This window comes from Microcoleus sp. B4-D4 (assembly GCF_036705185.1).
Lineage (GTDB): Bacteria > Cyanobacteriota > Cyanobacteriia > Cyanobacteriales > Microcoleaceae > Microcoleus.
In genome coordinates, this window is record NZ_JAUBTX010000014.1 from 71287 (window position 1) to 85314 (window position 14028).

The following is a 14028-nucleotide window of genomic DNA, read 5'->3' on the forward strand; positions in this document are numbered from 1 at the left end:
TAACAGCCACCGCCGGCCGAGTACCGCTGCATGGTGGGGGCGCAGCATCTGAATTCCACCGCAACTTCAAAAACCTCGAAAGGATTGCTGCTTTGGCTTCAGTGTCGGACACATTAGGGGAGTGCTGAGAATATCCTCGTACCCCTCGAAATCTTCCCGGACAAGCAGCTTTATATATATTGCAATATTTCTGCTTCCGGCGCGATCGGCATCAAGTTCAAACCCCCGACATTCACAGCGAAAAATTAGCTTTTTCTGCGGTCGCTCGGTCTCAGAGGTCTGCCCAGAATCCGAGCAACTAAAGCGAGGTATAGCCTTTCTGTGATCTCATATGAGGTACGCGGGATAGGGCATAGGGCATAGGGCATAGGGCATAGGGCATAGGGCATAGGGCATAGGGCTATCCTCACAATGCTCGATCACCGCTATATAATGCACCTAGATTTAGCTATTTAGCCAATAAACGCAGCCTTGCAGCAGACATAACTGTGCAATTATAGCAACAACTATTTAGCTACTTCTTGATTAAACTTTCGCTTTTTGGTGCTCGTAATTTTGCTAAATGCGATCTAAATCTATCCGGTGTCTTGGTCATATACTTGAGTTTAATTAAACCATTAAAATTAGCAATAGTAATCGCTATCTGGTGTTTGCATCAGCAATAAATCGTCTTTTCTGTCCCGACGAGACGATGAGGATTCGCGAAGCCGAACGGTTATCTTTACGCTGAAAAAACTGTTTGGCCTGTCGATCGGATTTAGCTTTGTGCAGTGCCACCTTGACCGAAGAGAAACTAGACTTGTTTGGCAAATCTGTTTCGAGGCAAAGATATCTCAAACCCGCGTCCACACCATAAATTCTAGTGATATTTAGTGGATCGAGAGCAGGCATTTTAAGCTGTAGACTTACCATCAATTAATCAGTCTTCGAGAATTTCCGACAGACAATCTTCGCAGCACCGATATCCTTGCACTGAGCAATCAGATAGATGTGCTGGTTGTAGCCGTCGGGAGGACAATTCGACCATCTAGCGTGTGAATACTGACTTGACGCTCGGTTTTAAAGTCGCAGTCACGCTGGTAGTTGAGCGTGCAAGTCCCGGAGGTGTACTTTGGAGCTTTGTCGAGCCCCTGGTATCGCCCTTTGGTATGCCGGTTCTCGATCGGTTCGCCTCTAATCGCTAAGGGGCTTTCCTATTTTGCTTAACTTTACTCTACAGCGTCTTAAAGTCGCGGTCACTTGTTCGATCGCAATTTCTTCCCACAGTCCGAACTGTTTTGAAGTCGCGGTCTGAAACTGTTGATTTTCCGTTGGTGATTGGATTGCCCGATCGCCCGAAAATCCTTATGATCGGGTGGGATATCAACAGCTCGATCGCAGAATTATACTATGTAAAAGCGGTCTGTGCAATCATCGCAGAGCATTTGTGCGCTGCCTCAAGCACCGCGACAGGGAGATCGAGTCACGAAGAGTTTTATCATGTCGGCTCGATTGACCGCAGTAAGATTCGATCGCGCGTGCGGAATGCAGGTATTGCAGAACTGAGCGGACGGTCATCCGCAATAAGTAGTAAGACACAATTAATTACACAAAACTCTGGGCTACAAGCCTTGTCTAGTAAAGAATCAGCAAAAAATCAGTGTGTAATTAATTCTGTCCAATTACTTACGAACTGTGTTTATTCTCGCTTGCTTGGTGTCTCTGAGGGTTCGATCGCTCCCTCAAATCCTGATTCTGGGATGTATTGTGGCAAATGCGTCTGGCGAGAGATGTCGGTGGCTGCAAAATCTGCGATCGGATAAATGGCGTACTAGATAGATTTAGTGGTAAAATCAAATTTAGTAACACCCATCGGTGTTGAAGTTTCAAAAAAACGTGAAACTGGCTCGTCAATATGGCTGCCTTCCGATGTCAAACCCAAAGTACGTTACGGAACAATTGGCATAGGAGTCCAGTCCTTATAGGACGGCTTTCATGATAAGTTACGTATTGTTGATTAGCCAGATGTCACAATCCGGTCTCAACTCTATAAATCCCAAAAATCTCAAATAGGTTGGGGCATCAACTATCGGAATAGGCAATGTCAGGCAAGCTGTGCTTGCTGAAAGCTATTTGAAATCCAGAATCCCTATGCCTTGAGGTTGGGGATTATGTCAATGTAAACAGGCAATCTTTTTAAGCAAATACACTGCGCAGGAGAACTGACAAATGCTACAGCGCAAAATCTATCAACTCTGTTGTGATGGTCGTGAGGTTTCTATTTTTCTTCGAGATCAGCAACGTTGGATAGAGCGCGCTCGTATCCTAGATATTGAAGGGGATCTAGTCACGCTGCGCTACGAAACCGACGAAGAAGACGAAATTAGCTCCTGGGAAGAAATGGTGCGTCTAGAAAGTATTGGAGCTGTATCCCAGAAGTTGGCTTCGGTGTCGAGAACTAACTGCGAACCCCTAGTTTCTGACGATTGTCCCGAAGCGGAACAAATTCGCAATCATTACCCCGACTCGAATTTAGATTAGTTTTGAGCTCGCGCTTGAATCAAAAATAAGATTTGGGGGAAAATCAAACGATTTTTCTCCCTTTTTTCTGGAAGAATTACCAAAAAATTGGGTTTAAGCAGAATATTTCTTGCCTCAGTTTTTTTGATAAAATTTTGGGGACGCTGCGGGGATCAAGGTATCACAAGAAAAAAAAGATTTTTGTGGGACGGACAGGGGAGCATCTGGGGCTTTGTAAAAAGCATTTTTTGATGATAGTGCTGTCCCCGCTCTCGTATTGTACTCGCGATCGGAGACAGCACTATCAATACAAAACACAGATGCTCCCACGGACACTGCGCTAGCCTGTCTTAAGCTGTTGTATATTTCGATTGTATATTTCGATTGTATATTTCGACGATCGATCGATCAAAAATCTTCTCCCCCTCTCCCACTCTCCCCCTCTCCCACTCTCCCCCTCTCCCACTCTCCCCCTCTCCCACTCTCCCCCTCTCCCACTCTCCCACTCTCCCACTCTCCCACTCTCCCCCTCAATCACCACAGACAATTGGGATGCACAACAGCTTAGCTAGAGCTTGCAACTCAAGTATCTTGATTAATGCAAAACACAGAAGCTCTCCTTTGTTTTCTTGGTGCGGGGTGGCTTCAAGGTGCCCTACAGCTTAATCACCTTCTGTTTCCGCATCTAGGAAAAGTTCTGACTCCGATATCGATTCAAACACCGGACAGTAACCGTCGGGAGTAACTTTAAAGCCAAACAAAGGACTGGACTGGTTCCAACAGCGCTGGCCGCGGTAGTGCTGGCAATTGCCGCAGCATTCGAGGTTGGTGGCAACGGGGCTGCCTTGAAAAAGCAGTTCCCGCTGGGAAATGCCACGCAGTACAAGTTCTTCGCCTTGCCAGCGGGCTTCTACTAAACCGGTATCGGCAAAGTTTGCCCACCGAGGATCGGCTGTGATCGGACTCGGCAAGCTAATTGCTACCTCTGTGCCTAATTCGCTGAGTTCTCCTTCATAGTTAGTTTCGGGGATCGCGGGCTGCAAAAACATTTCCCCGATCGGCAATTCAACGATCGTACCCGTCGCCGGAGTGTGCAACTGATAGCGGTTGCGGAGCTCGTCTAAGTTAGCCAAATCAGCCAAATAGGCGGGGGAACCATGCACAAAAATTACGTGCTGGGGACGCAAGTTGTGGATGAGTTGGGTAGTCCCCGGGCCGTCGCAGTGTTCGGCTAGCAAATAAGTTTCGAGGCTTCTGACTCCTGATTCTGCCCAGTTAGGCAGCCAGTCCCGGAGCGGATATCCGGGTTTTTGAGGTGCGAGCAAAATCCAAGGATTTTTCCGATCGGCAACATACAAATTCAAATCAGCAATGCGGTCAGTAATCACAATACAAGGTGTAGAACCCAATCCGGCGCGCCCTTCGGCCGACAGTCGGCGGACGCGGGGTTTCACCCTGTCGTCCCAAAATAAAGGTTGGTGCAGAGCAAAATTTTGGACAGCCGTGGGAAATTGGGGCAGCAGTTCCAGATAAGCGTCGCAGCCGTCGGCGACGGTGCCGTCTACCCAAATATCCAAGTCGCGGCCTGTGAAATAGTGGTGGCTGCGGAGCAGCATCAGCAGTTCTTGACCCAAACCGATCGCCGGTGAGGGCAGGAGTACCGAGTACCCGTCGCCGATCGCCCGGTGGATGCGATCGGCTAATTGATTTTCCAGTTGTCGGCGGTGAGGGTGGCGCGCCGTGCCGTAACTGCCTTCCAAAATTAACACGTCCGGCTTCATGCCTCGGAGTTCTCCCAGCGGCAAACCTTCCACCAAACGAGAATTGGACAGGAAAAAGTCGCCCGTGTAAACGAGGGTGTAGGTGCGGTGGGGGGCTGTATAGGTCAGCAGTACAGTGGCCGCTCCGGGCAAATGGCCCGACGGGAACAACTGCACGGTCAGCCCAGGCCGCAGTTCGATCGACGACTGCCAGGGCAGTCCCTGACAGAACCTGGACTCCGGCTGCTGAGATTGTTCCGGCCAGTTGAGCGGTAGCAGTCGCGCTGTGACTTCGCTGGCGTAAATTGGCAAGTGCGGGAAAGACTTGTGAAGTGCTAGCAAACCTCTGGCGTGGTCGGAGTGGGCGTGGGTGCACACCACAAAATCGGCTGGGAGCGATCGATCTAGTTTCGCTGACAGGGGCGAGACATCCTCTACACCGCAGTCAAGTAAAATGCGGTGCGGCCCCATGCGGACTAGCAAACAGACGCCTTCCTGTGCGTGGCCTGCGCCGTAAGGTAAACAATCGAGATCCATCACTGGGTTTAGTCCCCTGTTTTGCGCGCAATTTGCAGTATCGCGAGATCTAAAATATGGGCTGCGACTGCATTCATTTCGATCGAGTTCAGTTACCGACGCGCGATCGACCGGCTTTGACAAACTAAAAGACTTTGTTGCCGCCACGGCTCTCGACAAACAAAACGGTCGATCCTGCGTTGTCGGCGAAGATCCTAGAGTTTAATCTGAGATCGAAGGCTCCGGCTCCCGTGCAAGGAAAGTAATAGAACTTTAAGAGTTGATGCAGCGCCAAGAAAGCGATTTTCCGAAGGCAGCGACCCTTGGGCCTTGACCCTTCGACAAACTTAATGCTACTGGTTCCGGCATCAAAAGTTACATTTTATTGCACCTCGTAATAGCAGCGAACTCGATCTCGTATTCTGAGTTTTAAACCTTTTTTCACAATTTGCGCCTGCTAAAAGCTAGTCTTTTTTATGAGAAGATTTTAATTCAGCAGCCCCAAGATGTTGACAAAACTTTACAAATCTTCATCTCTCGGGTTTTGAGGGCGGTGTATAGTCCAAGAAGAAAAACTTAGAGAACCAGACTCGTGCTAGCAAACTGCTGCTGTCAAAGCAGAGAGGGAGTTTATGAGGGCGATCGGTTTTTTTGTAAAAGTTTGATACATTTTTCTAAGCAAACCTTGTGGCTATCCAGGAGAGAGTTTAAATGGCTTTTGGACCTGCATCTCAATTGGGCGTCGCCCTATTTGAAGACACAGACCCTGTTCAGTTGTGGCCCGGACGCTCGGATGAGGAAGCGGCAACCGTAATTCAAGCAGTGTACCGACAAGTTTTGGGCAATGCTTATGTAATGGAGAGCGAACGGCTTTCCGTTCCCGAATCGCAGCTCAAACGCGGTGAAATCAGCGTCCGCGAGTTCGTGCGCCAAGTTGCAAAATCCGAGCTTTATCGATCGCGCTTTTTTGACGTTTGTCCGCGCTACCGCTATACGGAGCTTACTTTCAAGCACCTGTTAGGTAGAGCGCCAGAGGGCTACCAAGAAACGAAGCATCACAGCAATATCCTCGATGCAAGCGGCTTTGAAGCTGATATCGATGCCTACATCGACAGCGACGAATACCAAAATGCTTACGGGGAAGACATAGTACCGTATTACCGCGGGTACAAAACCCTGACGGGCAAGAACATGGTTGGTTTTACCTATATGTTCCAACTGCTGCGCGGTGCTTCCAGCAGCGACCTGAAGGGCAGTTTGGCTGGTAACAGCACCAAATTGTACAAGCACGTAATTCAAGAAACGCCCCTAGCTGTAATCGCTCCTTCGGGCGGTTCCGACGGCTGGGCGTTCCAAGACTCGCCGGTTGGCGCTCGGACTCGTCACGGAGCCGGGGCTGGCGAAGAAGGCAAGGTATACCGGATCGAAGTTACGGCTTATCGATCGAATGTGGTCAACCGCGTCTCGAAATTCCGTCGCAGCAACCAAGTCTATCTGGTTCCTTTTGATAAATTATCGCAAGAGTACCAGCGGATTCACCAAATGGGTGGCGTGATTGCTAGCATCACACCGGTGAGCTAGGAAACAGCAAAATGTTTGAGTAAGGCGCGTATTGCGAACGCTACGTTAATTGCGGATGCAACGCTGACTGGGGTAGGTACGCAGTGCGCGCTTTGCAGTTATTTGGGAAGCAATCTACTCGCAGAATTTAACAGAGTAGAAAAGCAGATTTTCAAAGTTTTTTATCAAGTTAATAGGAAGGGGGAAAAGTACAAATGGTCAGTACAGCACCAGCAGTAAAATTCGGAATAGAAGCTTTTTCTGGGGCACCAGTTGAGCTGTGGCCTGCGAGCGGTTTGGAAGAGTTGCAAGTCGTGATTCGAGCAGCCTACCGGCAGGTTTTGGGCAACGCTTACGTGATGGAAAGCGAGCGTTTGACGAGCGCAGAATCTCAGTTGTGCGATGGTAGCACTTCCGTGCGCGACTTCGTGCGGGCGATCGCCAAATCTGAAATGTATCGCGCCCGATTTTTTGAAACAGCTTCTCCTTACCGATTTGTCGAACTCAATTTCAAACATTTGTTAGGTCGAGCACCTCAAGATCAAGCCGAGATTTCCGAGCACGTTCGCCGGTACAACGAACACGGTTACGACGCAGAAATTGATTCTTATCTTGACAGCCAAGAATATCAAGAAAACTTTGGCGAAAATACCGTACCTTTCTACCGCGCTGCTGTCAGCCAAGTCGGTCAAAAACAAGTAGGCTACAACCGGATTTTTGCTCTGTTCCGCGGCCCTGCCGAAACGGACACAAATAAGGATTCTCAGCTAACCTATGCTGTGGCCACTAACAGCACCAACAAGATTGTACCGCCGATGTCTGGAGGCCGTAGCGGTTATGCCGACGCGACTGAAAAGATGTTTAAGATTGTCGTGCAAGGCGCTAAGTACAACCAACCCCGCCGCACCAGCACTGTGGAATATATTGTTCCCGGTAACAGGATGACGCCGCAAATTCAGCGGATTAATCGCACGAGCGGCCGAATTGTCAGCATCACTGAAATTGGATAATTGGTAATGGATAATTGGTAATTGCGAAGGGTAATTGCGACGGGTAAAGCAAAAGAATGAATCATGAATTCAAACTTGAAAAATTACCAATAAAAAAAGAGGAATGACGCACCGTCGAAGCTCGCAAATTTTGATAATTTGCGAGTTACCAATTACCAGTTATATCGTTGCCGGTCAATCCCTCGAAATCAAAACGGTTCGATCGTTCGGAATGCAAGTTTTCACGATTGGAGGACTGGCATTGCGAACGGTGGAACTAATTACATACAACTACCAAAGCAATTGAAAATTAGGAGAAAATCAAATGTCTTTATGGGCTGTGGAATCGACACCTGTGGAACTGCGAGCAAATGCTACAGAAGATGATTTGCAAACAGTGATTCGGGCTGTTTACAAACAAGTCTTGGGTAACGCACACTTGATGGAGTGCGATCGGCTAACCAGTGCTGAATCGCTGTTGCGAAATGGCGATATCACCGTTAAGGGTTTTGTGAACTTGGTAGCAAAATCGGATTTGTATCGATCGCTCTTTTTTGAGTCGAGTTCCCCCTATCGGTTTATCGAACTCAATTCTAAGCATTTGTTGGGCCGCGCCCCTGCCGATCAATCGGAAATTTCCCAGCACGTTATCACTTATAACGAGCAAGGATACGATGCTGAAATTGACTCTTATCTCGATAGCAACGAGTACAATTCAAGTTTTGGGGAAAATACTGTTCCCAATGCCCGCAGCACTCGCACCCAAGTTGGCAACAAAAATGTTGGTTTCAATCGGATGTTTGCTTTGTACCGCGGCGATGCTACCAGCGATGCTAGCAATCAGGCAAAATTGATTACCGATGTAGCTGCTAATCTCGGCACAAAAATCAAAGCTCCTGCTAGCGGTTTTGGTGCTTACAGCAATACTGGTAAGCGTTTTCGGATCTCGGCTGTCAAGGGTAGTGGCTCTCGGAGAAAGGTGAGCAATGTAACTTATGAAGTGGGTTACAGCCAATTGTCTCAGAACATTCAGTATATCAATAAGAGTGGGGGAAAAATCCTCAGCATTACTGAGGTTGGTTAGAGGGATCGTTGGTCGGCAGTCATTGGTCAGTAGTTATTGGTTATTGGTTGTTGGTTATTGGTTATTGGTTGTCATCAATAACTAATAACTAATAACTAATTACCGATAACCGATAACAAATTACAAATTACCGATAACTGATTTAAAATTACAAATTACCAATTAGCAGATGCAGTTAAGTGAATTTATCGATCGTTCAATTGGCAAATGGCGATCGCAACGCAGCGCTCACCATTTAGCATTCAGTCACTTTGAGGAAGTTCGTTCTAGAATTGACATTGTAGCGCTGAATGCCGACGATGCAGAAGTAGTTGAGCTTTGTCGATCGTACAATATCGATCCTGCTGACGCTGCTCATCCTTTTCGGATGAGTTGGGAGGGCGAGTCGGATTGGGACGAAAAAGAGGTACTAGAAGGCAGTTGCGTGCTCGTACCCGTGCCAAATCCCGAAAATCCGTCCGAGGGGAAACTGCTGCGCGATCGCGGGTATGCTGAGACAGTGCCTGCTGTTGGCCGCTACCAGTTGACAGAGGACGGAACTTTTATTTTAATTACAGAGTACGATCGCGCCGCTGCAGAAGAGCGCATCTGGTTCGGTACTCCCAATTTGCGCTTCCGCGTCTCCCTAATCAAAACAAGCGACGGCGCAGGCGTTACCACCGCTTCTTTTTCATCAGAAATCCGCTGTTTGTCCGCTAATTAGTCATTAGTCATTAGTCGTTAGTTGTTAGTTGTTAGTTGTTAGTTGTTAGTTGTTAGTTGTTAGTTGTTAGTTGTCCCCGTGCCCGCCCTCTTAGTTGTTAGTTGTTAGTTGTTAGTTGTTAGTAATTAGTCAGTGGTCATCAGTCATCAGTCATTAGTCATTAGTCATTTTAGCCGAAGAGCGAAGCCGAAGGCTAGTCATCAGTCATCAGTCATTGGATGAGAAACGGCTAATAAAAAAATGCTGACAATTACCAATTCCCAATTCCCAATTCCCAATTCCCAATTCCCAATTCCCAATTCCCAATTCCCAATTCCCAATTCCCAATTCCCAATCCCTCCGCTTCGCTCCGCCCAATTCCCAATTCCCAATTCCCAATTCCCAATCCCTCCGCTTCGCTCCGCCCAATTCCCAATTCCCAATCCCTCCGCTTCGCTCCGCCCAATTCCCAATTCCCAATTCCCAATTCCCAATTCCCAATGACAAGTGAACTTATCACCCTAGCTAACTTGATGGCCGGGCATTTCAGCAACCAAAAGCAATCAATTGCAAATCCGCAAAACTACGCTCACATTCGGGTTTTGTTTCGGCCTTTACCCTTTGAGTTTTTTGGCGGCATTGGTTTTTATTCCGAACAAGTTTATGACTACGATGTGTGGAATCCTTACCGTCAAGGAATTCACCGACTTGTCGAACAAGAAGATCAAATTTATATAGAAAATTACGGCCTAAAAGATGGTATGCTTTATGCAGGTGCAGGACGAGAATTAGATATTTTGATGACGATTACGCCGGATAGTATTGAACGCCGCTATAACTGTTCAATGGTATTTAAGAGAGATGGCGAAATATTTCGAGGAAGCGTAGAACCCGGGCAGAAGTGTTTGATCAATCGCAAGGGATGCGAGACTTATTTAGTGAGTGATGTGGAATTAACAGAGCATACTTGGACAAGTTTAGACCGAGGAATGGATGTTAATAGTGGCGAGCAAGTTTGGGGTTCGACTGAAGGGCCTTTGCTGTTTGATAAAGTCGAAAGTTTTGCCAGTGAAGTGCCTGCAGTCACCTTGGTAATATGAGGAAATTTGAATGTTTAAAATATTATGCTGCCGCCCTTAGCTAGAAAAAAAATGGAGTGCTGGATTCGGAGCCGGCATTTGATTTGTTCGGGAAATTTTTTTATATTTGAAACTCTAGAATATCCTACTATTGAAAATTTTGGGGAGTGCATTGAGAGTTTGGGCGGAACTTTTATTTGCGTTCACCCGATTAATAAAGTTTGGATTGGCAATCACCGAAAAGTTATTCTATATCAAGCTAAGGCGAGTTTGCACGTTCCTCAGAACGAACTCAAGCAATACTGGATTAAATACGGTAGTTTTTATACTAGGTTTGATGAACGCTGTTAAATAAAAATCTGCGGTTGAAATTGGATAATTCTTGGGCTTGTTTTCTCAAATATGATGTAAGGTGCGTCGCCCTGAGATTGTTAATTGGATGTACGGATTTTTAATGGCGACGCACTCTACAAATACTACAAATCTTTGAATATTTAAGAATTATTCAGTCGGACATGATAGGGCTGATGACTAATGAGTGATGAGTTGTTGCTGTTGAATGATTTGCTGCAAATCTGCGGGTGCGACGCAGCGGCGTTCTGAGCTGTAAGTCATAAGATTGATGCCGTTCATCATGCGTACTGTGCTGACGCGCACGCGAAAATCGTCGGTGATAAACCAGCAGCGTTCTTGACCTTGGTTTTTTTCATATTCGGTGTCGATTGTCAATACTCCATCGGTTGCAAAATTGTATCTCCCGATGACTGGTATTCCTTCTACATAGCCTTGGTTGCGGAGAAATTTTCCTGATTGGGGATTGTGGCGATCGGGAATATCTACTAGAATTGCTGCGTAATTTGGGTTTGGTTCTTTGTCTTGTGCATCGAGGGTTGTCTGCCACATGAATATAGCTCCACCGACGGCTAGTGCTGGATTTACTGCTTGCTTTTCGCAAATTTCTTGAATTTTGGGGTGGTCTTTTTCCATGATTTGAATGATGAGATTTGATTCGCCTGACTCGTCTGCTACTGCGTCGAAGTGATGAACTGAGCGCTGCGAAAACCAGGTTCCTTCGCTTTTGCGAAAGAAGTCCATCATTGTCATCGGCGGTTTGATTTTCATGGTATTTGTGACCTCTGCTGATTTTTTGGCAATGCGGTTTTCTCGATTTTACTCAATTTGAGAATGTTTGATTGTAAAGTTTAGTAATTCCAGCAGCCAAAAAGAAGATAACTGCTGGCTTGTGCTTCCAACCGACATTCAGTAAATGATTCGCAATTGAAAATTAAAAATCAAAAATTGAAAATGGCGTGAGGGATGTCGGGAGGGGTTATGGTCAAGGTATAATCAGTTGGATTGAGGTGTTTTTTTTAAAGAAATGGTTAATTTAACGATCGATCGCACAAATTTTGATTCGGAGAGTTTACTGGCTGCTGTGAAGTCGGGGCAGAGTTTGGCGGGTGTTGATTTGAGCGGGGTTGATTTGTACGATCGCGATTTGAGCGGTGCTAACCTCACAGGTGCTAACCTCACGGGTGCTAGTTTGATTGGTGTTAACCTGTGCGGTGCAGATTTGAGCGGTGCTAATCTGGTTGAGGCGGATTTGCGCGGTGCTAATTTGCAGGGGGCGATTTTGCAGTCGGCTGCTTTGCAAAACAGTTGTTTGTGCAGGGCTTCTTTGCAGAATGCTAATCTGAGCGAGGCTGATTTGAGCGGCTCGAAATTGCAAGTTGCTATCTACGATTCGCAGACAATTTGGCCGTCTGGTTTTAGATTCAAAAATTGCGGCGCTGTGGGGCCTGGAGCTATTTTGACTGGGGCTTTTTTGAATACGGCTAATTTGCGGTTTGTGGATTTGAGGGGTGCTAATTTGTTAGGCGCTTATTTGAGCGGGGCTGATTTGACTGGTGCTAACCTGCAAGGTGTGGGTTTGAGCGGCGCTAATTTGCGTAGGGCTTTTTTGACTGGTGCTTGCTTGCGGGATGCGCGGTTCAATGGCGCGGAATTGCAGGGTGTTGATTTTCGAGCTGCTGATTTGACTAATGCTAGTTTCGATCATGTTACTAGCATTGAAGGTGCGGATTTTACTGGAGTTCGGGGACTAGATGAGGGGGTGAGGGCGATGCTTTGTCACCGGAGTTCGGCGGAGTTGGATAGTTGGAATTCTTTGACTAGAACTACTACTCGCGAAAGTTTGAATTGCGAGGGTGTTTGATTGTTTGATATTTTTTTGAGAATAGTAGCCGATCGCAATTAACGCTGAAATCAGGATCGATCGCCAAAACTCGGTTTTCTTAATAAAAAATCGGGTTTTTTTGATTTGGCATTAATCGCAAAATTTGGTAGCCCTGGCCCCCAATGACACTCGCCATTGAGATCGTGTTCGACGAGCAATCGCTGTCGGCGACAAAAATTATTTAGACAAAAAACTTGACATCAACCGGTAATCGAAAGTAAAAATAAATAACAGCAATAATAAATATGAGGCTTTATGTTTGATTCGCGCATCGGCGATCGGCAAGTATGGCGTTGATAAGTTGCTATCCCCTACAACAATTTTGGCTAAAATACATCCGGTAAAATACTGAGACTCTATGATTTTTTGGCAATCTAAAATCTAAAATCTAAAATCTAAAATGGCAACAGCTATTCTCGACCTAGAAATCTCCAAACTCCCGCCAGAAATTGCGGTTGAGGAGCGTTACAGCAAAGCCTTGGTTTTAATTAGACTGCACGGAAAGCCGATCGCGAGCGCTCAACTTTCGGTAGTCGGAGGTCGCATTGAGGGCTCTCAATTGCGGGAAACACTGATGGATGCTGCGGGGGATAACCTTTGGAAAAATTGGCTCTACGACGTTCTCGAATGGGATGAGCGGGGGCCGATGGAGGCATTGCCGATCGCCACTGTAGCGGTTTGCACGCGCGATCGCCCGGAAGATTTGCGGCGCTGTCTGGAAGCGTTCATGCTGCTCCCAGACGACGGTCAGGAATACTTGGTAATTGACAATTGTCCCGCCACGGACGCTACTGAGGAATTGGTCAAAAATTACCCAAAAGTCCGCTATGTACGCGAGGAAGTACCGGGCTCCAGCGCTGCCCGCAACCGAGCTTTACGCGAAGCTAAACACGAATTCGTAGCGTTTACAGATGACGATGCAGTGCCCGATCCGAACTGGCTGCGATCGCTCTTGGGGAATTTTAGCGATCCGCGAGTGATGTGCGTTACGGGGCTAATCATGCCCTTGGAGCTCGAAACCGAAGCGCAAGAATGGTTCGAGCGCTACAGCCCCCACGGGCGGGGCTTTGAACGCCGAATTTTTGACGGGGCGCAGTGCAATCCTCTGGTTGTCAATCTTGTGGGTGTTTCGGCGAGCATGGCTTTGCGGAAAAGCTCGATCGACTTTATTGGCTTGTTTGACGAAGTTCTGGGGGCGGGAACGCCCACGGCTAGCGGGGAAGACTGCGAATTTTTTACCCGCATTTTGCGATCGGGCTACTGCATCGTCTACGAGCCCAGGGCCTTGAGTTGGCACCGCCACCGGCGTACCTGGGAAGAACTACGGAATACGCTTGAAGGCTACGGAGTCGGAGTCTATGCTTTCTGGACGGGGATGATTGTGGTGAATAGGGAATTCAGCGTGGTTCTGTTAGGCTTGTCATGGTTGTGGTACAAACAAATTCCTGAACTAATTTCTTCTTTGCGAAAGCAACCGGATTCTGTTCCTAGTGATTTGCTTTTGGCTCAATTACGGGGCTGCATTAGTGGCCCGATGGCTTATTTTGCCTCTCGCAAGTGGTTGCAAAAAATTAAGGAAGAAATTATTAGTTAGTTGTGATTGGTTATTTGTTAGTTGTTATG

14 protein-coding genes are annotated in these 14028 nt (G+C 47.1%); 10 read left to right on the forward strand and 4 right to left on the reverse strand.

Annotated features, from left to right (window positions below; all coding sequences use genetic code 11):
* Positions 1–639: 639 nt before the first annotated feature.
* Entirely contained in the window at positions 640–891 is a 252-nt protein-coding gene (locus tag QUB13_RS13475; RefSeq protein WP_333381476.1) for a hypothetical protein, read from the reverse strand.
* 386 nt (positions 892–1277) lie between these two features.
* On the opposite strand from QUB13_RS13475, the gene QUB13_RS13480 reads away from it, so the two are divergent.
* The gene (locus QUB13_RS13480) at positions 1278–1802 is read left to right on the forward strand and encodes a hypothetical protein (RefSeq protein ID WP_333381479.1); all 525 of its coding nucleotides are present in this window, start codon (positions 1278–1280) and stop codon (positions 1800–1802) included.
* Between the two features lie 406 nt (positions 1803–2208).
* Complete coding sequence (locus QUB13_RS13485) at positions 2209–2520, forward strand: DUF6679 family protein (protein WP_106148100.1); 312 nt, start codon at positions 2209–2211, stop codon at positions 2518–2520.
* Positions 2521–3161: 641 nt separating this feature from the next.
* Here QUB13_RS13485 and QUB13_RS13490 read toward each other — a convergent pair.
* Positions 3162–4796, reverse strand: coding sequence for an MBL fold metallo-hydrolase (locus QUB13_RS13490; RefSeq protein ID WP_333381482.1), 1635 nt, complete (start codon positions 4794–4796; stop codon positions 3162–3164).
* A 690-nt stretch (positions 4797–5486) separates the two neighbouring features.
* Here QUB13_RS13490 and QUB13_RS13495 point away from each other — a divergent pair.
* From QUB13_RS13495 to QUB13_RS13510, 4 genes are all read left to right on the forward strand, one after another.
* Entirely contained in the window at positions 5487–6356 is an 870-nt protein-coding gene (locus tag QUB13_RS13495) for a phycobilisome linker polypeptide (protein WP_333381484.1), read from the forward strand.
* 194 nt (positions 6357–6550) lie between these two features.
* Positions 6551–7345 carry a phycobilisome rod-core linker polypeptide gene (locus QUB13_RS13500; RefSeq protein WP_333381487.1) on the forward strand — a complete coding sequence of 265 codons (795 nt, stop codon included), beginning with the start codon at positions 6551–6553 and terminating at the stop codon, positions 7343–7345.
* A 304-nt stretch (positions 7346–7649) separates the two neighbouring features.
* A complete protein-coding gene (locus tag QUB13_RS13505; RefSeq protein WP_333381489.1) occupies positions 7650–8408 on the forward strand; it encodes a phycobilisome rod-core linker polypeptide in 759 nt (252 codons plus the stop codon).
* A 169-nt stretch (positions 8409–8577) separates the two neighbouring features.
* Complete coding sequence (locus QUB13_RS13510) at positions 8578–9111, forward strand: phycobiliprotein lyase (protein ID WP_333381492.1); 534 nt, start codon at positions 8578–8580, stop codon at positions 9109–9111.
* A gap of 250 nt (positions 9112–9361) precedes the next feature.
* On the opposite strand, the gene QUB13_RS13515 is transcribed toward QUB13_RS13510, so the two are convergent.
* Positions 9362–9610: a hypothetical protein gene (locus QUB13_RS13515; protein ID WP_333381494.1), complete on the reverse strand. Its 249-nt coding sequence runs from the start codon at positions 9608–9610 to the stop codon at positions 9362–9364.
* Here QUB13_RS13515 and QUB13_RS13520 point away from each other — a divergent pair.
* Positions 9591–10190 carry a chromophore lyase CpcT/CpeT gene (locus tag QUB13_RS13520; RefSeq protein WP_333381497.1) on the forward strand — a complete coding sequence of 200 codons (600 nt, stop codon included), beginning with the start codon at positions 9591–9593 and terminating at the stop codon, positions 10188–10190. The two genes, QUB13_RS13515 and QUB13_RS13520, sit on opposite strands and share 20 nt — an antisense overlap.
* Positions 10191–10214: 24 nt before the next feature.
* Complete coding sequence (locus tag QUB13_RS13525) at positions 10215–10520, forward strand: CpeR family transcriptional regulator (protein ID WP_333381500.1); 306 nt, start codon at positions 10215–10217, stop codon at positions 10518–10520.
* Between the two features lie 180 nt (positions 10521–10700).
* Here the strand turns inward: QUB13_RS13525 and QUB13_RS13530 are convergent, their stop codons facing one another.
* Positions 10701–11291 (reverse strand): phycobiliprotein lyase, encoded by a 591-nt coding sequence (locus QUB13_RS13530; protein ID WP_333381502.1) that lies wholly within the window; start codon positions 11289–11291, stop codon positions 10701–10703.
* 256 nt (positions 11292–11547) lie between these two features.
* Here QUB13_RS13530 and QUB13_RS13535 point away from each other — a divergent pair, with 256 nt between their 5' ends.
* The gene (locus QUB13_RS13535; RefSeq protein WP_333381505.1) at positions 11548–12384 is read left to right on the forward strand and encodes a pentapeptide repeat-containing protein; all 837 of its coding nucleotides are present in this window, start codon (positions 11548–11550) and stop codon (positions 12382–12384) included.
* A 421-nt stretch (positions 12385–12805) separates the two neighbouring features.
* Positions 12806–13999 (forward strand): glycosyltransferase, encoded by a 1194-nt coding sequence (locus tag QUB13_RS13540; RefSeq protein WP_333381508.1) that lies wholly within the window; start codon positions 12806–12808, stop codon positions 13997–13999.
* Positions 14000–14028: the final 29 nt, after the last annotated feature.

Coding starts and splice junctions, on each gene's coding strand:
- QUB13_RS13485 (WP_106148100.1), top strand. CDS start 2,209: ATGCTACAGCGCAAAATCTATCAACTCTGTTGTGATGGTCGTGAGGTT.
- QUB13_RS13525 (WP_333381500.1), top strand. CDS start 10,215: ATGCTGCCGCCCTTAGCTAGAAAAAAAATGGAGTGCTGGATTCGGAGC.
- QUB13_RS13540 (WP_333381508.1), top strand. CDS start 12,806: ATGGCAACAGCTATTCTCGACCTAGAAATCTCCAAACTCCCGCCAGAA.
- QUB13_RS13490 (WP_333381482.1), bottom strand. CDS start 4,796: ATGGATCTCGATTGTTTACCTTACGGCGCAGGCCACGCACAGGAAGGC.
- QUB13_RS13510 (WP_333381492.1), top strand. CDS start 8,578: ATGCAGTTAAGTGAATTTATCGATCGTTCAATTGGCAAATGGCGATCG.
- QUB13_RS13505 (WP_333381489.1), top strand. CDS start 7,650: ATGTCTTTATGGGCTGTGGAATCGACACCTGTGGAACTGCGAGCAAAT.
- QUB13_RS13535 (WP_333381505.1), top strand. CDS start 11,548: ATGGTTAATTTAACGATCGATCGCACAAATTTTGATTCGGAGAGTTTA.
- QUB13_RS13500 (WP_333381487.1), top strand. CDS start 6,551: ATGGTCAGTACAGCACCAGCAGTAAAATTCGGAATAGAAGCTTTTTCT.
- QUB13_RS13530 (WP_333381502.1), bottom strand. CDS start 11,291: ATGAAAATCAAACCGCCGATGACAATGATGGACTTCTTTCGCAAAAGC.
- QUB13_RS13520 (WP_333381497.1), top strand. CDS start 9,591: ATGACAAGTGAACTTATCACCCTAGCTAACTTGATGGCCGGGCATTTC.
- QUB13_RS13495 (WP_333381484.1), top strand. CDS start 5,487: ATGGCTTTTGGACCTGCATCTCAATTGGGCGTCGCCCTATTTGAAGAC.
- QUB13_RS13475 (WP_333381476.1), bottom strand. CDS start 891: ATGCCTGCTCTCGATCCACTAAATATCACTAGAATTTATGGTGTGGAC.